This is a genomic window from Pseudomonas triclosanedens (assembly GCF_026686735.1).
Taxonomy (GTDB): Bacteria; Pseudomonadota; Gammaproteobacteria; order Pseudomonadales; family Pseudomonadaceae; genus Pseudomonas; species Pseudomonas triclosanedens.
This window is the reverse complement of sequence record NZ_CP113432.1, coordinates 431,249-455,098: the sequence shown is the minus strand read 5'-3', so window position 1 is coordinate 455,098 and position 23,850 is coordinate 431,249. Positions and strand designations below refer to the sequence as shown.

The window sequence follows — 23,850 nt, the reverse complement described above, 5'->3', positions numbered from 1 at the left end:
AGGCGTTAGCCGCCACCGATGGCATGCACCACTTCCACCTGGTCGCCATCGCTCAGTGCGGTGGCGGCGTGCTGGCTGCGCGGCACGATGTCCAGATTGAGCTCGACCGCCACACGCTTGCCGGTGAGGTCGAGACGTTCGAGCAGGTTGGCGACGGTCTGGCCATCGGGCAGCTCGAAAGGTTCGCCATTCAACTGAATACGCATGGACATGACGGTCGTTGCTGGAGGGGTCGGCATTCTAGCCCGATCGCGCCCGATGACCAAGGTATCGGAGCGTCGCACTCGGGCTTTTCTGACGTTCGGGTCAACCCAGGCGCAGGGCGGCAGCCAGCAGCAATGCCCAGCCGATCAGGAAGAACAGCCCGCCGATTGGCGTGATGATGCCCACGCCCAGGCCCGCCAGTGTCAGCAGGTAGAGGCTCCCGGAGAACAGCAGAATGCCGATGGCGAAGGCCCAGCCGGCCAGGCTCACCAGGGTGCCGCTGACATGAGTAGAAAGAAGCGCTACGCCGAACAGCGCCAGCGCGTGGAGCATCTGGTAGTGCACCCCGGTCTGGAACACCGCCAGGTATTCCGCGGTGAGACGGCTCTTCAGGCCGTGGGCGGCGAAGGCGCCGAGCGCAACGCCAGTAAAGCCGAAGAAGGCGGCGAGCATGAGGAAGATACGCAGCATGCGGGAACTCCAGGCAGATGAGTGCCGCTATAATGGCCCGCTCATCCGCCCCGGGCAAAGCCTCGCATGCGCAACCTGCTCCGCCGCCTGTTCAAGATCGCGCTCTGGTTCGTCGCCGTCAGCGTGGCGCTGGTCATTGTCCTGCGCTGGGTGCCGCCACCGGGCACGATGCTGATGGTCGAGCGCAAGATCGAGTCCTGGTTCGACGGCGAGCCCATCGACCTGCAACGGAGCTGGCGTTCGTGGGACGAGCTGCCGGATAGCCTGAAACTCGCGGTGATCGCCAGCGAGGACCAGAAGTTCGCCGAGCATCACGGCTTCGACCTGCCGGCAATCCAGAAGGCCCTGGCGCACAACGAGCGCGGCGGCAACGTGCGCGGCGCCAGCACCATCAGCCAGCAGGTGGCCAAGAACGTCTTCCTCTGGTCTGGCCGCAGTTGGGTGCGCAAGGGCTTCGAGGTGTGGTTCACCCTGCTGATCGAGACCTTCTGGTCGAAACAGCGGATCCTCGAGGTCTACCTCAATAGCGTCGAATGGGATGCCGGTGTGTTCGGCGCCCAGGCCGCCGCGCGTCACCACTTCGGTATCGATGCCGAACGCCTGTCGCAACAGCAGGCCAGCCTGCTGGCCGCCGTGCTGCCCAATCCGCGCAAATGGAGCGCCGGCAAGCCCGGCCCTTACGTGCGCCAGCGCGCGTCCTGGATTCGCCAGCAGATGTGGCAACTGGGCGGTAACGAGTACCTCGAACGCCTGTAGCCGATCTCTCCGGTCAGGGCGAGGGCGTCCCGGTGCGCTGGAAAGTCGAGCGCGGCACTACGCGCAACCACTGCAACTGGCCGTCCTTGTGCAGCAGCGTCAGGCCGCGCTCCGGGTAGACCCAGGCTTCGCCGGCATCCGTCTGCAGGCGCAGGCGCGGATCGCCCAGGCTGGCAGCCAGACGGCCGACGGCCAGATCTTCCTGGGGCGCCAGCGCCAGCTCCGCCACGAGCTTGCCATCCAACTGACGCATCATGTCGGCACTCAGCGGCTGGTCCTTGCTGCCCGGCTGCATTCCGGTGGCCCGCGCCAGGCTCTCATGCTCGGCATCGTTCAGCGCCAGCTCCGCCTCCACATGCCAGGCCCCCTCTTCCGAGCGCAACTGGCCACGGTAATGAAGCTGCGGCCCATCCTGGCTCGCGGTCAGCCATAGCTCGCCAGCCTGCACAGCTTGCAGATCGCTCAAGGTAAGGCGGTTGTCGGCGAGCGGATCGAAGACCTTCTCCATCCATTCGCCAAGCCATTGCGGCGGCTTGGGCGGCGCCGAGGTGCGCGCAACCCATGTACCCAGGCCGAAGGCCAGCAGGGCAATGACGAGGAAGAACATCCCGTGGACGGGGCGGAGGCGCGGCATGGAGTTCTCCGGTGGCGCGGGCAGAAAAAAACCGCACCTGGGTGCGGTTCTCGAACTAGCCGGGGCGCGTCGAAGCCGGTCAGGCTTCGATACGGCCCTTGAGTTTGTTCATCGCGTTCTTTTCCAGCTGGCGAATACGCTCGGCGGACACGTTGTACTTGGCCGCCAGGTCGTGCAGCGTCGCTTTCTCCTCGGCCAGCCAGCGCTGATAGAGGATGTCGCGGCTGCGCTCGTCCAGACCTTCCAGCGCCTCGTGCAGGCTGGCGGTGGAGCTATCGCTCCAGTCTGCCTCTTCCAACTGGCGCGCCGGGTCGTAGCGATGATCTTCCAGATAATGCGCCGGAGACTGGTAGGCACTTTCGTCGTCGGCATCGGCTGCCGGGTCGAAGGCCATGTCCTGTCCGGTGAGACGGCTTTCCATCTCGCGGACCTCGCGAGCCTCGACACCGAGGGTTTCCGCGACGCGGTGCACTTCGTCATTGCTCAACCAGGCCAGCTTCTTCTTCTGGCTGCGCAGGTTGAAGAACAGCTTGCGCTGCGCCTTGGTGGTCGCGACCTTCACGATCCGCCAGTTGCGCAGGATGAACTCATGAATCTCCGCCTTGATCCAGTGGACGGCGAACGACACCAGACGCACGCCCATTTCCGGGTTGAAGCGCTTCACGGCCTTCATCAGGCCGACGTTGCCTTCCTGGATCAGATCGGCCTGGGACAGGCCGTACCCGGAATAACTCCGGGCGATGTGCACGACGAAGCGCAGGTGCGCCAGAACCATCTGCCGTGCCGCTTCCAGATCTTGCTGATAGAAGAGGCGTTCGGCCAGTTCGCGCTCCTGCTCCGGCGACAACAGCGGAATGCTGTTCACCGAGTGCACGTAGGATTCCAGGTTTGCACCGGGAACCAGGGCATAGACAGGTTGCAGGGAATTGGTCATGCGAATCCTCCGATTCACGAAACTCGCGCAGTGTAGCACTGCGGAATCTGACTGCAAGCGGGTGTAAAAGTTCCTTTACACCCGTTCAAACGCAGAGAAACCAAGGGCCTCAGCGAGGCGCCAGTTCCCGCAGATGACGCGCCACGGCCAGCCAGGCGCCGATCCAGCCCAGCAGCACAGCGCCGACGGTGAGGGACAGGCCATCGTCGACCGGTACACCCGCCAGTCCGAAATCGCTGCCGTAGAGGCCAGCCAGATTGACCACCGAGCTGTTCAGCCAGTTCAGGCCAAAGGCCAGCAACGCCCAGGACAGGATGCCTGCGCCCAGGCCGTACAGCGCGCCCATATAGAGGAAGGGGCGCCGCACGTAACCGTCCGTCCCGCCAACCAGCTTGATCACCTCGATTTCGTTACGGCGGTTTTCGATGTGCAGACGGATGGTATTGCCGATCACCAGCAGCAGCGTCAGGACCAGCAGGATGGTCAGGCCAAAGACGAAACGGTCGCCAAGCTTGAGGATCGCCGACAGTCGCTCGACCCAGACCAGGTCCAACTGCGCCTGTTGTACACCCGGCAGTTCGGACAACCTTTGACGCAAGGCATCCAGCTGGTTCTTGTCGATCTGCCTGGGCGTCACCGAGATTACCGCCGGCAGCGGATTTTCCGGCAGCTCCTTGAGTGCTTCGCCGAGGCCGGACTGCTGCTGCAGCTCCTTCAGCGCATCGTCGCGGCTGATCAGTTGCGCCTCGATCACGTCGGGCATCTTCTCGATCTGTTCGCGCAGGTCCTGCCCCTGGCTTTCGCTGGCCTTCAGATCGAGGAACAGTGATATCTGCGCGGCGCGTTGCCAGGAGCCGCCGAGGCGCTCGACATTGTTGAGCAGCAGCGACAGCCCCATCGGCAGGCTCAGGGTGATCCCCATTACCAGGCAGGTGAAGAAGCTGCCGAACGGGTGGCTGAACAGGCGATGCAGGCTATCGGCCAGGCTCGCACGGTGGTTTTCCACGTACGCGGCCAGCGATGCGCTCTGGTCCTGGCTGTCATGGTCCTCGGGGCGCTCGCGGGTCTTGCGCCGGGGGGTGCCCTCTTCCGGGCCGTGGGGCAGGTCGTTGGCGCTCATCAGGCGGTCTCCTCACGGTCGGCGATGATGCGGCCGCGCTGCAGGGTGATCATCCGGTGGCGCATCCGCGCGATCAACGCCAGGTCGTGGCTGGCGATCAACACAGTGGTGCCCAGACGGTTGATGTCCTCGAACACGGCCATGATTTCCGACGCCAGGCGCGGGTCGAGGTTACCGGTGGGTTCGTCGGCAAGCAGCAGGGCCGGGCGATGCACCACGGCACGGGCGATGCCCACGCGCTGTTGCTGGCCGGTGGAGAGATCGGACGGTCGGTCCTGGGCCTTCTCCTTGAGATTCACGCGGTCCAGCGCCTCTTCCACGCGGCGGGAGATTTCCGGCTTGGGCAGCCCGAGAATCTGCATTGGCAAGGCAACGTTGTCGAACACGCTGCGGTCATCGAGCAACTGGTGGTTCTGGAACACTACGCCTATCTGCCGGCGCAGGAAGGGAATCTGCGCGGTAGAAATACGCGATACATCCTGGCCGCCGAGCAGAAGCTTGCCGGAAGTCGGCCGCTCCATCGCCAGGATCAGCCGCAGCAGGGTGCTCTTGCCGGCGCCGGAGTGACCGGTGACGAACATGATCTCGCCGCGAGGAACGCGAAACGAGATTTCGTGCAGGCCGACATGGCCGTTGGGATAGCGTTTGCCTACCTGCTCGAAACGGATCATGCGGTCTCCCGAGTCTCGAAGAGTGCGCGGACGAAGGCATCGGCCTCGAAGGTTCGCAGATCGTCGATCCCTTCGCCAACGCCAATGTAGCGGATCGGCAGCTCGAACTGCTTGGCCAGGGCGAAGATCACCCCGCCCTTGGCGGTGCCGTCCAGTTTGGTCAGGGCCAGGCCGGTGAGCTCCACCGCATTGTTGAACTGCTTGGCCTGGTTGATGGCGTTCTGCCCGGTACCGGCATCCAGCACCAGCAGGACCTCGTGGGGAGCCGTTTCATCCAGCTTGCCGATCACGCGGCGCACCTTCTTCAGCTCTTCCATCAGGTTGTCCTTGGTGTGCAGGCGACCGGCGGTATCGGCGATCAGCACGTCCACGCCACGGGCCTTGGCGGCCTGCACGGCGTCGAAGATCACCGAGGCCGAGTCGGCGCCGGTGTGCTGGGCGATTACCGCAATGTTGTTGCGCTCGCCCCACACCTGCAGTTGCTCGACGGCCGCTGCGCGGAACGTATCGCCGGCGGCAAGCATGACTTTCTTGCCATCCAGTTGCAGCTTTTTCGCCAGCTTGCCGATGGTGGTGGTCTTGCCAACGCCGTTCACGCCGACGACCAGGATTACATAGGGCTGCTTCCCTGCGGCAATGGTCAGCGGCTGCTCGACCGGGCGCAGCAGCGTGGCCAGCTCTTCCTGCAGGGCCTTGTAGAGCGCCTCGCTGTCGGCCAGTTCCTTGCGCGCCACGCGCTTGGTCAGGTTCTGCACGATGGCGGTGGTAGCCTCGACGCCGACGTCGGCGGTCAGTAGGCGGGTTTCGATCTCGTCGAGCAGGTCGTCATCGATGGCCTTCTTGCCCAGGAACAGGCTGGCCATGCCTTCGCCGATGCTGGCGCTGGTCTTCGACAGCCCCTGCTTGAGGCGGGCGAAGAAGCCGGCCCTGGCCGGTTCCGCCGGTGCGGCAGGCGTGGGCTCGGGCTGCGGCTCGACCACGGGCACTTCTTCGGCGGCCACAGCCGCAGGAACGGGCTCAGGCCGCGGCTCGGCCGGCAGTGCGATGGGAGCCGGCGCTGCGTCAGCAACAACCGGGGCTGGCGGCTCGGATGCGGCAGGAGCCACGTCGACGCGCGCTTCCGTGGCCGGCTCGACGGCGGGCTGAGCCGGGCTGGCCTGGGCAACCGCCGGCTGCGCCGACGGTTCGGCGGACGAGGACTCGACAGGCTGCTGGGCCTGCGGCTCGGATTCGGCAACGGGCTGCTCGACGGCCTGCGGCTTCTTGCGCAACCAGCCGAACAGACCCTTTTTTTCCCCGGATGGCGGGGCCTTCTTGTCGTCGTTGGAACCAAACATGTAGGGATCGAATCTCTAGGGGACGCCACGAGGATCAGGCAGCAAAAAAGGCTCGCAACAGCTTTCGCCAGCCCCGAACGTGGCCGCCCGGAAAACGGATGGGTATCCTAGCATCTCCTCGCCCGCCGGAGTTAGGAGGGCAGGCCGCCAGCCTGCATAGACCCCGCGGACAACCCGAAAGGTTCATTCGACGATGAAAACCCTTGCACGCCGCCACGCCGGCCTGCTGTTCGGTTCCCTGCTGCTCCCGCTCATGGCCAGCGCCGCGGAACCCCAGCCCACCCACGAGTACACTCTGGACAACGGCCTGAAGGTCGTGGTCCGGGAAGACCATCGCGCCCCCGTGGTGGTGTCCCAGCTCTGGTACAGGATCGGTTCCAGCTACGAAACACCCGGCCTGACCGGTCTGTCTCACGCCCTTGAGCACATGATGTTCAAGGGCAGCCGCAAGCTCGGCCCCGGCGAGGCATCGCGCGTGCTGCGTGACCTCGGCGCGGAAGAGAACGCCTTCACCACCGACGACTACACCGCCTATTACCAGGTTCTCGCCCGCGACCGCCTGCCGGTGGCGCTGGAACTGGAAGCCGACCGCATGGCGCATCTCGCCCTGCCGGCCGACCAGTTCAAGAGCGAGATCGAGGTGATCAAGGAAGAACGCCGCATGCGCACCGACGACAAGCCCAGCGCGCTTGCCTTCGAACGCTTCAAGGCGGCCGCCTATCCCGCCAGCGGCTACCATACGCCGACCATCGGCTGGATGGCGGACCTGCAACGCATGACCATCGACGACCTCCGCCATTGGTATCAGGCCTGGTACGCGCCGAACAACGCCACCCTGGTGGTGGTGGGCGATGTCAGCGGCGACGAAGTGAAAGCTCTCGCCCGTAAGTACTTCGGCGACATCCCCCGGCGCGACCTGCCGGCAGCGCGCAAGCCGCTCGAACTGGCCGAACCCGGCGAACGCCGCCTGAAACTCCACGTGCGCACACAACTGCCCAGCCTGATCATGGGTTTCAACGTACCGAGCCTGGGCAGCAGCGACACCCCGCGCGAGGTCAACGCCCTGCGTCTGCTCTCGGCGATTCTCGACGGTGGCTACAGCGCTCGCCTCGCCTCGCGCCTTGAGCGCGGCGAGGAAATCGTCGCCGGCGCCTCCGCCTCCTACGACGCCTTCGCTCGCGGCGACAGCCTGTTCTTCCTCACGGCCACGCCCAACGTGCAGAAGGGCAAGACCCTCGACCAGGTAGAAGCTGCCCTCTGGCAGCAACTGGACGACCTGAAGAAGAGCCCGCCCAGCAAGGAAGAACTGGAGCGCGTGCGCGCTCAGGTCATCGCCGGCCTGGTCTATGAGCGCGACTCCATCGCCAGCCAGGCCAGCACCATCGGCGAACTCGAAAGCGTCGGCCTGTCCTGGAAGCTTGCCGACCAGGACCTGGAAGCCCTGCAGGCGGTCACCGCCGAGGACATCCAGAACGCCGCCCGCACCTATTTCACCCGTTCCCGCCTGACCCTCGCCCAGGTCCTGCCGGAAGAAGCCACCGACAAGGAACCGAGCCATGAGTGAACGCAATGGCCTGCGCTATGGCCTGGTCGGCCTGATCGTCCTTCTGCTGATCGCCGGCCTGGTGCTGTTCGTCGCCCGCCCGGTGGCCCAGACCGCACCGGCCAGCCCCAGCGTCGCGGCCCCGACCGGCCTGCAATCCCTGGCCGAAGCGGCCGGCAAGGCCCCCGGTCATCGCAAGCTGGATATCCAGCAATGGGAGACCGCCGAAGGTGCCCGCGTACTCTTCGTCGAGGCCCATGAACTGCCGATGTTCGACCTGCGCCTGACCTTCGCAGCCGGCAGCAGCCAGGACGGCGACACCTATGGCCTCGCCATGCTGACCAACGCCATGCTCAACGAAGGCGTGCCCGGCAAGGACACCAGCGCCATCGCCGCCGGCTTCGACGATCTCGGCGCCGCGTTCGGCAACGGTTCCTACCGCGACATGGCGGTGGCCAGCCTGCGCAGCCTGAGCGCCCCGGACAAGCGCGACGCCGCCCTGGCGCTGTTCGACCAGGTGATCGGCCAACCGACTTTCCCCGAAGAAGCCCTGGAGCGCATCAAGAACCAGGTGCTGGCGGGCTTCGAGTATCAGAAGCAGAACCCCGGCAAGCTGGCCGGCCTGGAGCTGTTCAAGCGACTCTACGGCGACCACCCCTATGCCCACTCCAGCGACGGCAACGAACAGTCGATACCAAAGATCACCACAGCCCAGTTGCGCGCCTTCCACCAGAAGGCCTACGCCGCCGGAAACGTGGTCATCGCCCTGGTTGGCGACCTGAGCCGCGAGCAGGCCGAGAGCATCGCCGCCAGCGTCTCCCGCTCGCTGCCCAAGGGCCCTGCCCTGGCAGGCCCGGCCGAGCCGAAAACGCCCAAGGCCGGCGTCACCCACATCGAGTTCCCGTCCAAGCAGACCCAACTGCTGCTGGCCCAGCTGGGCATCACCCGCAACGACCCTGACTACGCCGCGCTCTACCTGGGCAACCAGATCCTCGGCGGCGGAGGCTTCGGCACGCGCCTGATGGATCAGGTACGCGAGAAGCGTGGCCTCACCTACGGCGTGTACTCCGGCTTCACCGGTATGCAGTCCCGCGGCCCGTTCACCATCGGCCTGCAGACCCGTGCCGAGATGAGCGAAGGCACCCTCAAGCTGGTGCAGGACATCGTTCGCGACTACCTCGACAAGGGCCCGACCCAGAAAGAGCTGGACGACGCCAAGCGCGAGCTGGCCGGCAGCTTCCCGCTGTCCACCGCGAGCAATGCCGATATCGTCGGCCAACTGGGGGCTATCGGCTTCTACGACCTGCCGCTGGACTACCTGGAAACTTTCCTCAGCCAGGTGCAGGCGTTGAGCGTCGAACAGGTGAAGGAGGCCATGCGCCGCCATCTCGACCCGGACGGCTTCGTCATCGTCACCGCCGGCCCGACCGTGCCGCAGAAACCGCTGCCACCGCCCACCGACAAACCCGCCGAGCAGCCTACCGGCGTACCGGAGCATTGATGAACAGACGTCCCCAGGGCACCCCGCAACGCCAGCATGGCGGCCAGGGCCAACTGCGCATCATCGGCGGCGAATGGCGCAGCCGGCGCTTCGCCTTCCCCGATGGCCCGGGCCTGCGCCCGACGCCGGACCGGGTGCGCGAGACGCTGTTCAACTGGCTGGCCGCCTATGTTCCCGGCGCGCGGGTACTCGACCCCTTCGCCGGTAGTGGCGCACTGTTCCTCGAAGCTCTGTCACGCGGCGCCAGCTCCGGCCTCGCGCTGGACACCAATGGCGAAGCGGCCAACGCCCTGCGCAACCACCTGGCCACCTTGAAGTGCGACGCCGGCCAGGTCCTGCTGACCGACGCCCTGCGCCACCTGGAACACCAGCCGGCCACGCCGTTCGACCTGGTATTCCTCGACCCGCCCTTCCACCAGGATCTGCTGCAGAACACCTGCCGCCTGCTGGAGGAGCGCGGTTGGCTGGCCAAGGACGCGTGGATCTACACCGAAAGCGAAGCCGTGCCCTCCAGCCTCGGCCTGCCGGGCAACTGGCGCCTGCACCGGGAGAAGAAGGCCGGCGCGGTGCATTACGCGTTGTGGCAGCGGGAAGAATCCTGATCAGGGACTGAACCGCTGCAGATAGTGCAGCGGTTCAAACCCTGGGGCTCCGTGGGGGCGAGCTCCGACGGGAAAACAGCACTAGCAGCCACAGCGGCAGGACGCTGAACAATGACCACCACCCCGCTCTCGATCCGCGAACAACTGCTGGCGCTGGACGAGCGCTGTTTCGAACAGCCCGCCAGCGACTGGGCCGGGGAGATCGCTCTGCCGACCGAGCTTGCGCGCTTCTACCGCGAGGTCGGTCCGTGCGACTGCAACCTCGACACCGCCGGCAATCCGTTTTTCATTCCTTCACTGGCGAGGCTGTGGAAACAGCAGGCTGGCTATCGCTGGCACGGCCTGACCGGCGAGCGGCTCGCGGGATGGAGCGATGACTGGATCGTGGTGGCGGACCAGGGTGCCGATCCTTTCATTCTCGAATGCTCCACCGGCCGAGTCCTCTTCGACCAGCATGGCGGTCCCTGGGCCCCCGCGCCGATGTTCGACGATCTCTGGCAGATGACCGCCTGCCTCGCGACCTTCGCCCGGGTGTGGCGCTGCGCGGATGAAGACATCTTCGCGGAGGACTGCAGCGTCAACCCGATCTACCGCCGCAAGCTGATCGGCGAACTGGCGCAACTGCTGAACGACGCCCGCCGCGCCGAAGACCTGGCCAGCGAATTCGGCTGGTAGCGAGCCTCACTGGCTCGCCAGTGCCGCGCCGGCTTCCGGCTGGGAAAGTGCCGACGGAGCAACCACCGACTGAACATAGGGAACGGTCCCCATATCCGTTGAATTTGCCGGTTGCCCAGGGCGCGCGCCGAGGTGTCAGATGGACTTGCCGACATCGACGGTGCTGGTGCGCACCAGCTCCACGCCGTCGACCACCATTTTCCATTTACCCCCGTCCTGGTAGGGCGGTCTGGAAACCTTGAAGCTCGTGCCGAACGGGCCGAAGCCCACGGTGAATCCGTCGCTTTCATAACTCTTGATCGGCGCCTTGATGGATTTCGAGGTACTGCCCGACACCCGTTCGTAGGCGACGCGACCATCCGCTGTGACCAGCAGGCTCATCTGTGGCGAGGTCCAGTACCCCACGTATGCCTTATGATCCTGTGGCACAGGTTCGCCACATGCGGCGAGCCAGAGTGCCAGGCTCAGCGCCGCGATATCTTTCCGCATGCCATCCCCTCCTTAAGCGTGGTTTCCCTGGCGACGGATGCACAAGGCGTCCATCGCATGACCGACTTGGCGTTACTATCACGACTCGTCAGCCCGTCAGTTCAAACGATGACTATACCTTCCCCATTCAAGCCCGCCTGGTGGCTTCCCAGCCCACATTTGCAGACCCTGTACGGTTCGCTGCTGCGCAAGGCGCCGACACTCCAACGCCGGCGCGAGCGGCTGTGGCTGGACGACGGCGACTTCATCGACCTGGACTGGCACGGCCCGCACGAGGCGCAGGCGCCACTGGTGCTGGCGCTGCACGGGCTCACCGGCTCCTCGTCGTCGCACTACATCCTCGGCCTGCAGCAGCAACTGGCGGCCCAGGGTTGGGCCAGCGTGGCGCTGAACTGGCGCGGCTGCTCGGGCGAATCGAACCTGTTGCCGCGCGGCTATCACTCGGGCGTCAGCGAAGACCTCGCCTCGGTGGTCGCCCACGTGCGCGCCAGGCGGCCGATGGCACCGCTCTATGCAGTGGGCTATTCGTTGGGCGGCAATGTACTGCTCAAATACCTGGGCGAAACAGCGGAAGACTGCCCCTTGCGTGGCGCGGTGGCGGTGTCGGTGCCGTTTCGCCTGGACCAGTGCGCCGACCGCATCGGCATCGGCTTTTCCAGGGTCTACCAGGCGCACTTCATGCGCGAACTGGTCGCGTACGTACAGACCAAGCGCCAGGCCTTCGCCGCCGGCGGCCATGCGGAGAACCTCGCCGCGCTGGAGCGCCTCGGCCCCCTGGACGGCATGCGCACCTTCTGGGACTTCGACGACCGGGTGACCGCGCCGCTGCACGGTTTCGCCGACGTACACGACTACTACCGGCGCGCGTCCAGCCGCTACTACCTGGGCGGGATTCGCATACCCACGCTGGTGATCCAGTCCAGCGACGATCCCTTCATCCACGCGCAGAGCATCCCCCAGGCGGACGAACTGTCCGCCACGACGGAGCTGGAACTGCTGGCGCGCGGCGGCCACGTGGGCTTCATCGGCGGCTCACCGGGACGCCCGGAGTACTATCTGGAACACCGCATTCCCCAGTGGCTGCGGCAAAGGCACGGAGCGTCCCTGCCCTAGATCAGGCTTTCGGGCCACCGATCCGGCAGACTGAAAGTGGACGCCAGACAGGAGTGATGCCATGACTGACACACCGCTGACGATTCTGCACAACCCGCCGTTGAGCGACGCCCAGTGCGCGAGCATCGCGGCGCTCTACCGGGCGGTCGGCTGGGGCGTACCCGGCACGATGACGGAGTTGCGCGACCTCTACGAGTTTTCCAGCTACACGCTGCTGGCCCAGGAGGGTGACCTGATTGTCGGCCTGCTGCGCGCCGAAAGCGAAACAGCGCAAACCACATGGTTGGCCGAAGTTGCTGTGCTGCCGGGCTTCCAGGCCCAGGGAATCGGCCAGCGGCTGATGGCCCGCTTCCTTGCCGATCACCCTCGGCGCACGCTCTATACCGATGCTACCGAAGGCGTTGAGGACTTCTTTCTGCGCCACGGCATCGCCTTGCGCCGACCGCGGGTTCCGGGACCACGCAAAGCCGACGCCTGAGCGGCGCTCATTCTTCCAGCGGCACATAAAGGCGGTCGAACACCGCCGCCACGGCTTCACGCGCGGCCGGGGCGATATGCCCGCTCTCCAGCGCGAGCACCTGGTACAGGCCACGGCGCAACTGGGCTTCGCTCAGGTCGCCGCTGAACTCGCGGGTGGTACACAAGTAGCGCACCCATGAGGTAAGGATGATCCAGGCATTAAGGGTAAGCGCATCGAGCTGCGTCTCATCCATCAGCAGGATGCCGGCCTCGACGAAGCCGCGGTAGATCGCCTTGGCGTTGAGCAGCGCACGCTGTGCGAAGCTGCGGTAGTTCGCGGCCAGCTCCGGGTCGGAGTCGAGCAAGTGCTCCAGGTCGCGGTGCAGGAAGCGGTAGTGCCACATCGCTGCCAGCAGCGCCTCCAGGTAGTAGAGCTTGTCGTCGACTGTCAGCGCGCGGCCTTCGGGCACGCGCAGGAACTGGTCCACATGCCTTTCGTACGCGGCGAACAGCTCGGCGATGATCGCCTGCTTGTTGCGGTAGTGGTAATACAGATTGCCCGGCGAAATACCCAGGTGCGCAGCGATGTGGTTGGTGGTGACACTGCGCTCGCCCTGGGCGTTGAACAGCTCCAGGCTGGCCTGGGCGATGCGGTCACGGGTGTTGATACGTGGGGCCATTCGCGGACTCGTGAAAGCGGATTGCGGGGCAAAGGTACACCGATTGCTACCGCGTAACACCCCGGGAGGCACATCCCAGCTTTTCGTTGGCTGGGACTCGGGAGCCGGGCGAGGCATCCTGATTGACACTCTAGAGTATTTGCTCTAAAAATCCAGACAGCACAACAACGCGAAGCGTCCCGCCCTTGCCGCATTGCACTCGGACAGCTTCCCCTGCCGCTTCCGCCAAGGAGCCACGTCATGGTCGCCGATATCGCCTACCTGCAGCAGAGCCAGCAGCAGATCAGCCAGCTGGAATCCCTCCTCGAACGTCAACGCCAGGCCTATCGCGCCAATCCGATGCCCGACGCCGGCCAGCGCATCCAGTGGCTCAAGAGCCTAGCCAATCTGCTGGTGACCGAGCAGCAGGCGATCATCGATGCGATCAACAGCGACTTCAGCAACCGCTCAGCCGACGAAACCCTGCTCGCCGAAGTGATGCCCAGCCTGCACGGCGTGCACTACGCCGCCAAACGGGTGAAGAAGTGGATGAAACCCTCGCGCCGCTCGGTAGGCATGCAGTTCATGCCGGCGTCGGCCAAGGTGGTGTACCAGCCGCTGGGCGTGGTGGGCGTGATCGTGCCGTGGAACTACCCGCTGTTCCTTGCCATCGGCCCGCTGACCGGCGCCCTGGCCGCCGGCAACCGCGTCATGATCAAGATGAGCGAATCCACACCCGCCAGCGCGCGCATGCTCAAGGCCCTGCTGGCCAAGGTCTTCCCCGAGGACATGGTGGCCGTCGTCGAAGGCGAAGTGGATGTGGGCGTCGCCTTCTCCAAGCTGCCGTTCGACCACCTGCTGTTCACCGGTGCCACCAGCATCGGCAAGCACGTGATGCGCGCGGCAGCGGAAAACCTGACCCCGGTAACCCTCGAACTGGGCGGCAAGTCACCGGCCATCGTGTCGTCCAGCGTGCCGATGAAGGACGCCGCCGAGCGCATCGCCTTCGGCAAGTCGCTCAATGCCGGGCAAACCTGCGTGGCGCCCGACTACGTGCTGGTGCCGCAGAGCCGCGTCGATGAGTTCGTCCAGACCTACCGTCAGGTGGTCCAGGGCTTCTTCCCGAAACTGGAGAACAACCCGGACTACACCGCGATCATCAACGAACGCCAACTCTCCCGCCTGAACGGCTACCTGGCCGATGCCCAGGCGCGCGGCGCCACCGTGATCCCGCTGTTCCCGCAGGGCCAGGGCCGCCGCCTGCCGCAAGCGCTGCTGCTGAACGTGAACGACGAGATGAAGGTGATGCAGGAGGAAATCTTCGGGCCGTTGCTGCCGGTGATCCCCTACCAGAACCTCGAACAGGCGCTGAGCTACATCAACGAGCGCGACCGCCCGCTGGCGCTGTATTACTTCGGCTACGACAAACGCGAGCAGGAACACGTACTGGCGCAGACGCATTCCGGTGGGGTGTGCCTCAACGACACCCTGCTGCACGTTGCCCAGGACGACATGCCGTTCGGCGGCGTCGGCCCGTCGGGCATGGGCCACTACCACGGCCATGAAGGCTTCCTCACCTTCAGCAAGGCCAAGGGCGTGTTCAGCAAGCCGCGCTTCAATGCGGCCCGCGTGATCTACCCGCCCTATGGCAAGTCGCTGCAGAAGCTGGTGTACAAGCTCTTCATCCGCTGACCCTTCCAGCCGCCGGCCACCCAGGCGGCTCTCCTGCACAGGTGAAACAACAAGAATGACAGACACCTCCCTGAGCACGCCGGGGCTCTCCCGGCGCGGCGTCCTCAAGATCGGCCTGATCGGCAGCGCCTTCCTCGCCACCGCAGGCGTCACGGCCAGCCTCAGCGGTTGCTCCGCGAGCACGCCATCCAGCGGCTTTGCGGTGCTGCGCGACTCGGACATGCCGTTCCTGCGCGCACTGATCCCGGTGATGCTGGCCGGCGCGGTACCCGCCGAGCGCATGGCAGATGCTGTCGAGGGCACCATCAAGAGCCTCGACTACAGCCTCCACCGCCTGTCTCCGGAGATGCTCAAGCTCACCGTCCAACTGTTCGACGTACTCGCTCTGCCAGTCACCCGCGGCCCGCTGACTGGCATCTGGGGTAGCTGGGAAAACGCCAGCGCCGCCGACGTGAAGCACTTCCTCGAACGCTGGCAGAACAGCTCCCTTTCCCTGCTGAAGATGGGCCATAGCTCGCTGCTGCAACTGGTCCTGATGGCCTGGTATGGCCGCCCGGAATCCTGGGGACACTGCGGCTATCCCGGCCCGCCGAAAGTCTGACCCGGCCAGAACAACAAGAATTCGCCTGAGAGAATCTCGATGCCTGTACCCGATCTGTTCGCCGCCGGCCTCGCCGGTGGCTGGAAAGTCCACGATGGCTCGCGCCTGGAAAAAGACCTGACCCTCGAAGCCGACGTGGTGATCGTCGGCACCGGCGCAGGCGGCGGCACCACAGCCGAAGCCCTGAGCGCCGCCGGCTACAAGGTGCTGCTGGTGGAGGAAGGCCCGCTCAAGACCAGCTCCGACTTCAAGATGCAGGAAGCCGACGCCTACCCGAGCCTGTACCAGGAAGGCATCGGGCGGATGAGCAAGGACGGCGCGATCACCATCCTCCAGGGCCGTGCCGTGGGTGGCACCACGCTGATCAACTGGACCTCCAGCTTCCGCACGCCCGAGCCGACCCTCGAACACTGGGCCAAGGAGCATGGCGTCAAGGGCCACGGCGTCGCCGAGATGGCACCCTGGTTCGAGAAGATGGAGCAGCGTCTGGGCGTTGCGCCCTGGGCGCTGCCGCCGAACCCCAACAACGATGTGATCCGCAACGGCTGCGAGAAGCTCGGGCTGCACTGGAAGGTCATCCCGCGCAACGTTCGCGGCTGCTGGAACCTCGGCTACTGCGGCATGGGCTGCCCGACCAACGCCAAGCAGTCGATGCTGGTCACCACCATCCCTGCGACCCTGGACAAGGGCGGCGAGCTGCTCTATCTCGCCCGCGCCAACCGCCTGCTGATCGACGGCGAAAAAGTCAGCGGCCTGGAATGCCTGGCAATGGACGAACGCTGCGTCGCGCCGACTGGCCGCAAAGTCACCGTCAAGGCGCGCCACTACGTGCTGTCCGGCGGCGGCATCAACACCCCGGCGATCCTCATGCGCTCCAAGGCGCCCGACCCGAACGGCCGCGTGGGCCAACGCACCTTCCTGCATGTGGTGAACTTCAGCGCTGCGCTGTTCGACGAAGTGATCAACCCGTTCTACGGCGCGCCGCAATCGATCTACTCCGACCACTTCCAGTGGGATGACGGCGCAGCCGGCCGCATGTCCTACAAGCTCGAAGTGCCGCCGCTGCAACCATCCCTGAGCGCCACGCTGCTCGGCCGCTTCGGCGAAGACAACGCGCTGCGCATGGAGCAGTTGCCGCACACCAACGTGATCCTCGCGCTGATGCGCGACGGCTTCCACCCCGACAGCGCGGTCGGCACCGTCAGCCTGCGTGGCGACGATACCCCGGTGCTCGACTACCAGATGACCGACTACACCTGGGACGGTATCCGCCGAGCCTTCCACACGATGGCCGACATCCAGTTCGCCGCTGGCGCCAAGGCCGTGCTGCCGCTGCATGCCGACGCCGGCTACGTGAAGAGCGCCAAGCAAGCCCATGAACTGATCGACGGCCTCAGCCTGGAGCTGTACCGCACCCGCCTGGGCAGCGCCCACGTGATGGGCGGCTGCGCGATGGGCGAGGACCCGAAACAGGCCGTGTGCGACAGCCTGGGGCGTCACCACCAGTTGGAGAACCTGTCGATCCACGACGGCTCGCTGTTCCCCACCAGCATCGGCGCCAACCCGCAGCTTTCGGTCTACGGCCTGACTGCGCAACTGTCCGCCGCGCTGGTCGAACGGCTAGGCAAGGCGTAACGCTGGAAACGCTCGCGCAGGCTCTGCAACGGGGCCTGCGCGTGACCACCGGGTCCGCCGGGCGGAAACGCAGGTAGTCCGCGCCGCAAAGCACTACCAAGGTCGCTTGGCCCCACGGGCGGGCTGCGTTACCATCCAGCCCCGCTATTGCCCAGCCTGCCAACAAGAGCCGACCAGGACGCCGCGATGAATCGAGTGCTGTACCCGGGTACATTCGACCCCATCACCAAAGGCCACGCGGATCTGGTCGAACGCGCCTCGCGACTGTTCGACCAGGTGATCATTGCCGTCGCCGCCAGCCCCAAGAAGAACCCACTGTTCCCCCTGGAGCAACGCGTCGAGCTGGCGCGCCAGGTCACTTCGCACCTGCCCAACGTGGAAGTCGTCGGCTTCTCCACGCTGCTCGCGCATTTCGTCAAGGAGCAGAACGCCAACATCCTGCTGCGCGGCCTGCGCGCGGTGTCGGACTTCGAATACGAATTCCAGTTGGCGAACATGAACCGCCAACTCGCCCCCGACGTGGAAAGCATGTTCCTCACCCCGTCGGAGAAGTACTCCTTCATCTCTTCCACCCTGGTGCGCGAAATAGCGGCCCTGGGCGGCGACATCACCAAGTTTGTGCATCCCGCGGTGGCCAGCGCACTGGCCGAGCGCTTCAAGCACTGATCTCAAGGCGTCGAGTCTCGACGCAGCCCCGACAGAACCTGACGCGCCAAGGACGGCCGTTTCCGGCACCACCTTTCCCGCCCGCGTGCACTGAACGCGCCGATGCGGCACAATTTCCCCATTGTGCTTAATGATCGCCGCGGGGTCGCCTGCGGCTGGAGTTGTTCGATGTCCCTGAAAATCACTGACGATTGCATCAACTGCGACGTCTGCGAACCCGAGTGCCCCAATGGCGCGATCTCCCAGGGCGAGGAGATCTACGTCATCGACCCGAACCTGTGCACCGAATGCGTCGGCCACTACGACGAGCCCCAGTGCCAGCAGGTCTGCCCGGTCGACTGCATCCCGCTCGACGAAACGCACGTAGAGAGCAAGGACGAGCTGATGGAGAAGTACAAGAAGCTCACTGGCAAGGCCTGACACGGCAGGCTTCGCTGATTTTTCATTGAGTTCTCACAAACCGTTCGGCTTCGGGATTGTCTATCCTCCCAATTCGCCACCGCGTCTTTTGTCAGGCCATCCGCTGGTAGAACCGGCGGTTCGTGAGAAGCCATGTCCCTGTTGAATTCCAGCTCCCGCGCCCTGCTCGGCTTCTGCAGCCTCCTGCTGCTCAGTTTTGCGCTGCATGCCGCGGAGCACCCGGCACAGGCCAGCGTCGCCACCGCCCATCCCGCAGCAACCGTAGCCGGCCTCGAAACCCTGGCCGATGGCGGCAACGCCTTCGACGCCGCCGTCGCCATCAGCGCGGCACTGGCCGTCGTCGAGCCCTATGGATCCGGGCTCGGCGGTGGCGGCTTCTTCCTCCTGCGCAAGGCCGGCAGCCCGCCGACCTACCACTTCATCGACGCCCGCGAGCGCGCGCCCCTGGCCGCCCACGCACGGATGTACGAGCGCAATGGCAAGGTCGACCCGCAACTGTCGCTCAATGGCGCGCTGGCTGCCGGCATTCCGGGCCTGCCCGCCGCCCTGGCAGATATCACCAGCCGCTATGGCCGCAAGACCCTGGCCAACAACCTGGTGCCGGCGATCCGCCTGGCCACCGACGGCGTATCCGTCGACCGCATCTACATCGATCGTGCGGCCTGGCGCCTCGACGCCATGCGCAAGGACCGCGAAACCGCGCGAATCTTCCTCGACCAGGGCAACCTGCCCGAAGAATGGAGCCTGCTGCGCCAGCCGGACCTCGCCCGCACCCTGGAGCGACTGGCGCGCTACGGCCGCATCGGATTCTACGAAGGCGAAACCGCCGGGAAACTGGTCGACGGCGTACGCGCCGCTGGCGGCATCTGGAGCCTGGAAGACCTTGCCAGCTACCGCACTGTCGAGCGTCAGGCGTTGCGCTACCCGCTCGATGGCGGTCGCGAACTGATCAGCGCGCCGCCGCCCTCCGCCGGCGGTATCGCACTGGCGCAGAGCCTCGGCATGCTGCAGCAGTTGCCGTGGCAGAAAGCCGACCCCGTGCAACGCACGCACTATGTGGTGGAGGTGCTGCGTCGCGCCTACCGGGACCGCGGCCTGCTGGGTGATCCCGACCGGGTCGCCAACCCGGTACCGCAACTGCTCGCACCCGACTATCTCAAGCGCCTGGCCAGCGGCATCGACCCGCAGCGCGCCACTCCCAGTTCGTCGCTGCCGGGCGCGCCCGCCTGGCGCGAGGGCGATCACACCACCCATTTCGTGGTGATGGACGCCGACGGCAATGCAGTGGCCGCGACCCTGTCGGTGAACCTGCCCTTCGGCGCGGCCTTCACCGTCCCCGGTACCGGCGTGCTGCTCAACGACGAAATGGATGATTTCGCCACCGACGTCAGCGGTGCCAACGCCTACGAACTGACCGGCAGCCAGGCCAATGCCGTGGCATCGGGCAAGCGCCCGCTGTCGAGCATGAGCCCGAGCTTCATCGAAAGCCCGACGGAACTGGCGGCGTTCGGTACGCCTGGCGGCAGCCGCATTCCCAGCATGGTGCTGCTGGCGATGCTCGACTACCTGGACGGCAAGCCGATCCAGCGCTGGGTCTCGTCGCCGCGCTATCACCATCAGTACCTGCCCGACATCATCGAACACGAACCACGTGCCTTCACCGGCAGCGAGATGGCCGACCTGCAACGCCGCGGCTACACGCTCAAGGATGTCGGTCGCGCCTACGGCAACCAGCAGGTGCTGCACTGGAACAAGCAGACCGGTGACGTGCAGTCGGCCAGCGACCCGCGCGGCATCGGCCTGGCCACCGAGCTGCCGTCGCCGCTGCGCTGATCAGGGTACGAGCAGCGCGGGCGCGTCGTCTTCGCGCGGCTCGAACAGGCCGTGCTCGGTGCCCAGTTGCAGAACGTTGCGCAGGCTCTGGATGATCCGGCTGACGTAGCCCAGGTCGTTCATCAGCGAACTCATCTGCAAGCCATCCAGCTCCTGGCGGCGTACCGCCGCGAACAGCCGCTGGCGGAACGCGGTATCGAACTGCGCGGCGCTTTCGTCCAGCATCTGCAGGCGCGCCTGCAGCGCTTCCTCGGGCAGGTCGCCGCCGAGCAGCGTGCCCATCGCCCGCACTTCGCGCAGCATGCCGACCAGGTGCCGGCGCAGCTCCACGTAAGCCTCGCGCGTGGCCGAAGGGTCGGCCTGCAGAGCCTGGCCGAGGTTCTTCTGCAGATGCTTGGCGTCCTTCACCGCATCCACCAGTTGCAGCGCCACCACCTGGCAGGACAGCCAGAAGCGCTGGTGCTCCTCGTCCAGCGGCACCTCCAGGCGGCCCATGAAACTCAGCAGGTCGCCGTAGACGCCCTTGATGTGGCGCTGGTAGAGCACTTCCGCCGCCAGCGCGTGGCGGTCTGGCACCGCGTGCAACTGGGTATCGTCCAGCCGCGGCTGCGTCAGCATCTCCACCGGCAGGTACAGCGCGTGGCAGATCACCTCGATGCTCAGCCGTCCCAGGTGCCGCAACTCCTGGAGGACGGCCCGGGAAGCGGCGTCGGCGGAATCCAGGGCGCGCTCGTTGAGATAGCGCGCATGGGTGCGCTCGACGCTCGGCTCGGCCGGCGCGAGATCGGTGATCAGCACCTGCGGCTCTTCCACTTCCGGCAGCCAGCGCACCAGCGCACTGGCAAGCGCGCCCTGCAGCGGCCAGAAGAGCATCACGCCCATGCCGTTGAACAGCGTATGGAACAGCGCCAATTGGATCATCGGGTTATCACCCAGCCCCAGCGGCGCTACCAGCCAGTGCACCAGCCAGGTCAGCGGCGAAAGCAGGAGGAACGCCAGCACGCCGGTCACGACGTTGAACAGCACGTGGGCCAGCGCCAGCCGCTGGCCGCTGCGGTTGCCGCCCAGCGAACCGACGAAGGCAGTGGTGACGCTGCTGCCAACGTTCGAGCCGATGGCGATCGCCAGGCTCTGGCCGAGCTGCAACTGACCGCCGGCCAGCGCCGCGAGCGTCAGCATGAGCGTGGCATGGCTGGACTGCAGCACGACGGTGATCAGCACGCCGAAGGTGACGAACAGCAGCGCACCGAGCATGCCCTCGGCCTGCAGCTCGCTCATGTCCATCGCATCGCCGAAGCTGGAGAAGCCCTCCTTGATCTGGTCGATGCCCAGGAAGATGAAAGCGATCCCGAGCAGGATGCGCCCGGCGGCCTTGCTCTTGGCGCCGTTGAAGCCCATCAGCACGCCGAACACCAGCAAAGGCAGCGCCAGCGGGCTCAGGCTGAGGTTCTGGCCCGCCAGCGCCAGCAGCCAGATGCCGCTGGTGGCGCCAAGGTTGGCGCCGAACAGAATGGCGATGCCGCCGGCGAGCTGGATCAGGCCGGTACTGATGAAGGCAATGGTCAGCAGGGAAACCAGCGTGCTGGATTGCAGCAGGAAGGTCCCGCACAGGCCGAACAGCAGGCTTTTGCCGCGAGTCGCGGTGCTTTTTTCCAGCCAGCGCTCCAACTGGCTGCCGGCAAGATCGCGCAAGCCTTCTTCCAGGCACTGCATGCCGAACAGGAAAAGCGCCAGCCCCGCGCCGAGCTGCAACAGGCCTGCACTGGACCAGAAGGTGTAGCCCAGAACCACCGCCGCCAGCAGCAGAAGCAAGGGACGCAGATGCTTCTTCAGCCGGTTCGAGGCCATGCGCTACCTGCTGGTTTCGGCGCATCTCGTGGGATGCGCGGGGAGCCACGGGGCGGTATTGCCGGACGGCAGCCGCCCCATACGAGGGGAGATCAGTCTTTCTTGTAGCCGCTGGTGGTGCAGCCGAGGCAGCGCACGAAGGCGGCCTTGCCCGGATCGACCACCAGCGCCTGGCCTGCTTCCTTGACGTTGCCGCCCAGGGCGCTGAACGGCAGGGTCACCACGAATGCCGCAGTACCCACCACGGTGGCGGCGATCAGCAGCGGGCGGGCGAAGATCAGGTCGCCCATCATGGCGTAGGCGGGCGGCGCTTCGACGGTGTAGAGCGGATCGCCACTGGAGTTGGCCACCACGTCATCGGCAACGGCCGGCATTGCCGACAGCCCACAGGTCAGAGCCAGGACAACGGCGGTGGTGCGGAACAGATTCATGGAGGGAAGTCCTTTTTAGTGTAATTGGGCAGGCAGACTGCCATAACTATAACAGCGCTCCATGACTTGTCAGCGTGATGGCCATCAATCGCCGAGGAATGCGTATTCCGGCTTTTTCGGCGTGTAGGGGCGATAGAACGCCAACATCCGCCGCAGGTCCTCCGCCTCGTCTCCGCTCGGCCAGTAGGGCTCGCCGATGATGATGCGCCGGCCAGGGTAGTCCAGCGCCGCCAGCACGATCGGCACGCCGGCTCCACGGGCAATGTGGTAGAAGCCCATTTTCCAGCGGTCCACCTTCTTGCGCGTGCCCTCCGGCGACAGGATGAGCATCATCTCGCGGCTCTGGTGGAACGTCTGCACGGCCTGGTCGACCGTGTTCAGCTTGAGATGACGCTGGATCGGAATTCCACCCCAGCGGCGCATCATCCCGCCCAGCGGCCCGCTGAACAGCGTGTGCTTGCCGAACCAGCGGGCGTTGAGACGCAGCACGAACTTCACCGCGAGGAACAGCACGAAATCCCAGTTGGAAGTGTGGTGGGCGCCAATCACCACGAACTTGTCGAGGGCAGGCAGGGAGCCCTCGATGCGCCAGCCCCCAATACGCAGCATGGCGTGACCGAGCGCCTCGGCCAGCGGGTTGCGGGGCAGATAATTGCCGGACATGAATCACCTGGCGGCCCCTCGCGAGGGGCCTTTGTTGTTATGGATCAGGGTGCGACAGAGTAGCGGCGACAGCCGCCGTCAACGTTGGCAGCGCGGACAGTAGACGCTGGCGCGCTGGCCGAGACGAACCTCGCGCAAGGTCGAACCGCAGACCTTGCAGAATTCGCCGCCGCGTCCGTAGACGAACAGTTCCTGCTGGAAGTAACCAGGTTGCCCGTCACCGCCGACGAAGTCGCGCAGCGTGGTGCCGCCGCGCTCGATGGCAGTCGCCAGGATGCGCTTGATCTCCTGCGCCAGTTTCACGTAGCGCGCCCGCGAAATGGAGCCGGCCTCGCGGCGCGGATCTATCCCGGCGGCGAACAGCGCCTCTGTGGCGTAGATGTTGCCCACCCCGACCACCACCGCGTTGTCCATGATGAAGGGCTTCACCGCCATGCTGCGGCCACGGGACATCTGGTACAGCCGCTCCCCCTCGAAGGCATCGGTCAGCGGCTCCGGTCCGAGGTTGCGCAGCAGCTCATGCTCCAGTGGCGCCTGGCTCCAGAGCAGAGCGCCGAAGCGACGCGGATCGGTGTAGCGCAGCGCCATGCCGGACTCCAGCTCGATGTCCACATGCTCGTGGCGCGCCGCCGGCAACCCGCACTCCACCAGACGCAGACTTCCCGACATGCCCAGGTGGCTGATCAGCGTGCCGACCTCGGCATTGAGCAACAGGTACTTGGCGCGGCGCTCGATCTGCAGGATGCGTTGCCCCGACAGGCGTACATCGAGGTCCTCCGGGATCGGCCAGCGCAGGCGGCGCTCGCGGACGATCACGCGGCTTACGCGCTGCCCCTCCAGATGGGGCGCGATACCCCGGCGGGTGGTTTCTACTTCGGGTAATTCGGGCATGA

At 65.7% G+C, this 23,850-nt stretch carries 26 protein-coding genes; 13 read left to right on the top strand and 13 right to left on the bottom strand.

From position 1 onward, the window contains the following. Positions 1 to 5: 5 nt before the first annotated feature. Positions 6 to 206: a sulfur carrier protein ThiS gene (thiS, locus tag OU419_RS02125; protein WP_254470354.1), complete on the bottom strand. Its 201-nt coding sequence runs from the start codon at positions 204 to 206 to the stop codon at positions 6 to 8. A gap of 100 nt (positions 207 to 306) precedes the next feature. Beyond that, positions 307 to 675 (bottom strand): DUF423 domain-containing protein, encoded by a 369-nt coding sequence (locus OU419_RS02120; protein ID WP_254470047.1) that lies wholly within the window; start codon positions 673 to 675, stop codon positions 307 to 309. 66 nt (positions 676 to 741) lie between these two features. Here OU419_RS02120 and mtgA point away from each other — a divergent pair, with 66 nt between their 5' ends. Continuing rightward, on the top strand, positions 742 to 1,431 hold the full coding sequence (mtgA, locus tag OU419_RS02115) for a monofunctional biosynthetic peptidoglycan transglycosylase (protein ID WP_254470046.1): 690 nt from the start codon (positions 742 to 744) through the stop codon (positions 1,429 to 1,431). Between the two features lie 13 nt (positions 1,432 to 1,444). On the opposite strand, the gene OU419_RS02110 is transcribed toward mtgA, so the two are convergent. The 5 genes from OU419_RS02110 to ftsY form a co-directional block, all read right to left on the bottom strand. Beyond that, positions 1,445 to 2,065, bottom strand: coding sequence for a hypothetical protein (locus OU419_RS02110; protein ID WP_254470045.1), 621 nt, complete (start codon positions 2,063 to 2,065; stop codon positions 1,445 to 1,447). 79 nt (positions 2,066 to 2,144) lie between these two features. Then, complete coding sequence (gene rpoH / locus OU419_RS02105; protein ID WP_254470044.1) at positions 2,145 to 2,999, bottom strand: RNA polymerase sigma factor RpoH; 855 nt, start codon at positions 2,997 to 2,999, stop codon at positions 2,145 to 2,147. Positions 3,000 to 3,108: 109 nt separating this feature from the next. Then, positions 3,109 to 4,119 (bottom strand): permease-like cell division protein FtsX, encoded by a 1,011-nt coding sequence (gene ftsX, locus OU419_RS02100; RefSeq protein WP_254470043.1) that lies wholly within the window; start codon positions 4,117 to 4,119, stop codon positions 3,109 to 3,111. Beyond that, entirely contained in the window at positions 4,119 to 4,790 is a 672-nt protein-coding gene (gene ftsE, locus OU419_RS02095; protein ID WP_254470042.1) for a cell division ATP-binding protein FtsE, read from the bottom strand. The genes ftsX and ftsE overlap by 1 nt, the downstream gene beginning before the upstream one ends. Next, positions 4,787 to 6,127: a signal recognition particle-docking protein FtsY gene (gene ftsY / locus OU419_RS02090; RefSeq protein WP_254470041.1), complete on the bottom strand. Its 1,341-nt coding sequence runs from the start codon at positions 6,125 to 6,127 to the stop codon at positions 4,787 to 4,789. The genes ftsE and ftsY overlap by 4 nt, the downstream gene beginning before the upstream one ends. Positions 6,128 to 6,320: 193 nt before the next feature. On the opposite strand from ftsY, the gene OU419_RS02085 reads away from it, so the two are divergent. The 4 genes from OU419_RS02085 (at position 6,321) to OU419_RS02070 (ending at position 10,448) form a co-directional block, all read left to right on the top strand. Continuing rightward, positions 6,321 to 7,691, top strand: coding sequence for a M16 family metallopeptidase (locus tag OU419_RS02085; RefSeq protein ID WP_254470040.1), 1,371 nt, complete (start codon positions 6,321 to 6,323; stop codon positions 7,689 to 7,691). Further along, positions 7,684 to 9,171 (top strand): M16 family metallopeptidase, encoded by a 1,488-nt coding sequence (locus OU419_RS02080; protein WP_254470039.1) that lies wholly within the window; start codon positions 7,684 to 7,686, stop codon positions 9,169 to 9,171. The genes OU419_RS02085 and OU419_RS02080 overlap by 8 nt, the downstream gene beginning before the upstream one ends. Continuing rightward, positions 9,171 to 9,773, top strand: coding sequence for a 16S rRNA (guanine(966)-N(2))-methyltransferase RsmD (gene rsmD / locus OU419_RS02075; RefSeq protein WP_254470038.1), 603 nt, complete (start codon positions 9,171 to 9,173; stop codon positions 9,771 to 9,773). Before OU419_RS02080 ends, rsmD begins: the two co-directional genes overlap by 1 nt. A 111-nt stretch (positions 9,774 to 9,884) precedes the next feature. Further along, positions 9,885 to 10,448: a hypothetical protein gene (locus OU419_RS02070; protein ID WP_254470037.1), complete on the top strand. Its 564-nt coding sequence runs from the start codon at positions 9,885 to 9,887 to the stop codon at positions 10,446 to 10,448. 135 nt (positions 10,449 to 10,583) lie between these two features. Here OU419_RS02070 and OU419_RS02065 read toward each other — a convergent pair whose 3' ends face one another. Beyond that, positions 10,584 to 10,937: a hypothetical protein gene (locus OU419_RS02065; protein WP_254470036.1), complete on the bottom strand. Its 354-nt coding sequence runs from the start codon at positions 10,935 to 10,937 to the stop codon at positions 10,584 to 10,586. A 108-nt stretch (positions 10,938 to 11,045) separates the two neighbouring features. Here OU419_RS02065 and OU419_RS02060 point away from each other — a divergent pair, with 108 nt between their 5' ends. Then, positions 11,046 to 12,050 carry a hydrolase gene (locus OU419_RS02060; protein ID WP_254470035.1) on the top strand — a complete coding sequence of 335 codons (1,005 nt, stop codon included), beginning with the start codon at positions 11,046 to 11,048 and terminating at the stop codon, positions 12,048 to 12,050. Positions 12,051 to 12,111: 61 nt separating this feature from the next. Next, positions 12,112 to 12,528: a GNAT family N-acetyltransferase gene (locus tag OU419_RS02055; RefSeq protein ID WP_254470034.1), complete on the top strand. Its 417-nt coding sequence runs from the start codon at positions 12,112 to 12,114 to the stop codon at positions 12,526 to 12,528. Positions 12,529 to 12,535: 7 nt separating this feature from the next. Here OU419_RS02055 and OU419_RS02050 read toward each other — a convergent pair whose 3' ends face one another. Then, positions 12,536 to 13,189: a TetR/AcrR family transcriptional regulator gene (locus tag OU419_RS02050; RefSeq protein ID WP_254470033.1), complete on the bottom strand. Its 654-nt coding sequence runs from the start codon at positions 13,187 to 13,189 to the stop codon at positions 12,536 to 12,538. A 240-nt stretch (positions 13,190 to 13,429) separates the two neighbouring features. Between OU419_RS02050 and OU419_RS02045 the strand changes: the two genes are divergently transcribed. The 6 genes from OU419_RS02045 to OU419_RS02020 all read left to right on the top strand — a co-directional run bounded on the left by OU419_RS02045 (position 13,430) and on the right by OU419_RS02020 (position 20,015). Further along, complete coding sequence (locus OU419_RS02045) at positions 13,430 to 14,860, top strand: coniferyl aldehyde dehydrogenase (protein ID WP_254470032.1); 1,431 nt, start codon at positions 13,430 to 13,432, stop codon at positions 14,858 to 14,860. Positions 14,861 to 14,915: 55 nt separating this feature from the next. Further along, positions 14,916 to 15,461: a twin-arginine translocation pathway signal protein gene (locus OU419_RS02040; protein WP_254470031.1), complete on the top strand. Its 546-nt coding sequence runs from the start codon at positions 14,916 to 14,918 to the stop codon at positions 15,459 to 15,461. Between the two features lie 39 nt (positions 15,462 to 15,500). Continuing rightward, positions 15,501 to 17,096, top strand: a complete 1,596-nt coding sequence (locus tag OU419_RS02035) for a GMC family oxidoreductase (protein WP_254470030.1) — start codon at positions 15,501 to 15,503, stop codon at positions 17,094 to 17,096. 186 nt (positions 17,097 to 17,282) lie between these two features. Next, positions 17,283 to 17,762 carry a pantetheine-phosphate adenylyltransferase gene (coaD, locus tag OU419_RS02030; protein WP_254470029.1) on the top strand — a complete coding sequence of 160 codons (480 nt, stop codon included), beginning with the start codon at positions 17,283 to 17,285 and terminating at the stop codon, positions 17,760 to 17,762. 168 nt (positions 17,763 to 17,930) lie between these two features. Further along, positions 17,931 to 18,182: a YfhL family 4Fe-4S dicluster ferredoxin gene (locus OU419_RS02025; protein ID WP_254470028.1), complete on the top strand. Its 252-nt coding sequence runs from the start codon at positions 17,931 to 17,933 to the stop codon at positions 18,180 to 18,182. Between the two features lie 132 nt (positions 18,183 to 18,314). Next, a complete protein-coding gene (locus tag OU419_RS02020) occupies positions 18,315 to 20,015 on the top strand; it encodes a gamma-glutamyltransferase family protein (protein WP_254470027.1) in 1,701 nt (566 codons plus the stop codon). Here the strand turns inward: OU419_RS02020 and OU419_RS02015 are convergent, their stop codons facing one another. From OU419_RS02015 to mutM, 4 genes are all read right to left on the bottom strand, one after another. After that, entirely contained in the window at positions 20,016 to 21,863 is a 1,848-nt protein-coding gene (locus OU419_RS02015) for a Na/Pi cotransporter family protein (protein WP_254470026.1), read from the bottom strand. Between the two features lie 92 nt (positions 21,864 to 21,955). Next, complete coding sequence (locus OU419_RS02010; protein WP_254470025.1) at positions 21,956 to 22,294, bottom strand: multidrug transporter; 339 nt, start codon at positions 22,292 to 22,294, stop codon at positions 21,956 to 21,958. Between the two features lie 84 nt (positions 22,295 to 22,378). Beyond that, the gene (locus OU419_RS02005; protein ID WP_254470024.1) at positions 22,379 to 22,957 is read right to left on the bottom strand and encodes a lysophospholipid acyltransferase family protein; all 579 of its coding nucleotides are present in this window, start codon (positions 22,955 to 22,957) and stop codon (positions 22,379 to 22,381) included. A 78-nt stretch (positions 22,958 to 23,035) separates the two neighbouring features. Next, positions 23,036 to 23,848, bottom strand: coding sequence for a bifunctional DNA-formamidopyrimidine glycosylase/DNA-(apurinic or apyrimidinic site) lyase (mutM, locus tag OU419_RS02000; RefSeq protein WP_254470023.1), 813 nt, complete (start codon positions 23,846 to 23,848; stop codon positions 23,036 to 23,038). Positions 23,849 to 23,850 lie beyond the last annotated feature (2 nt).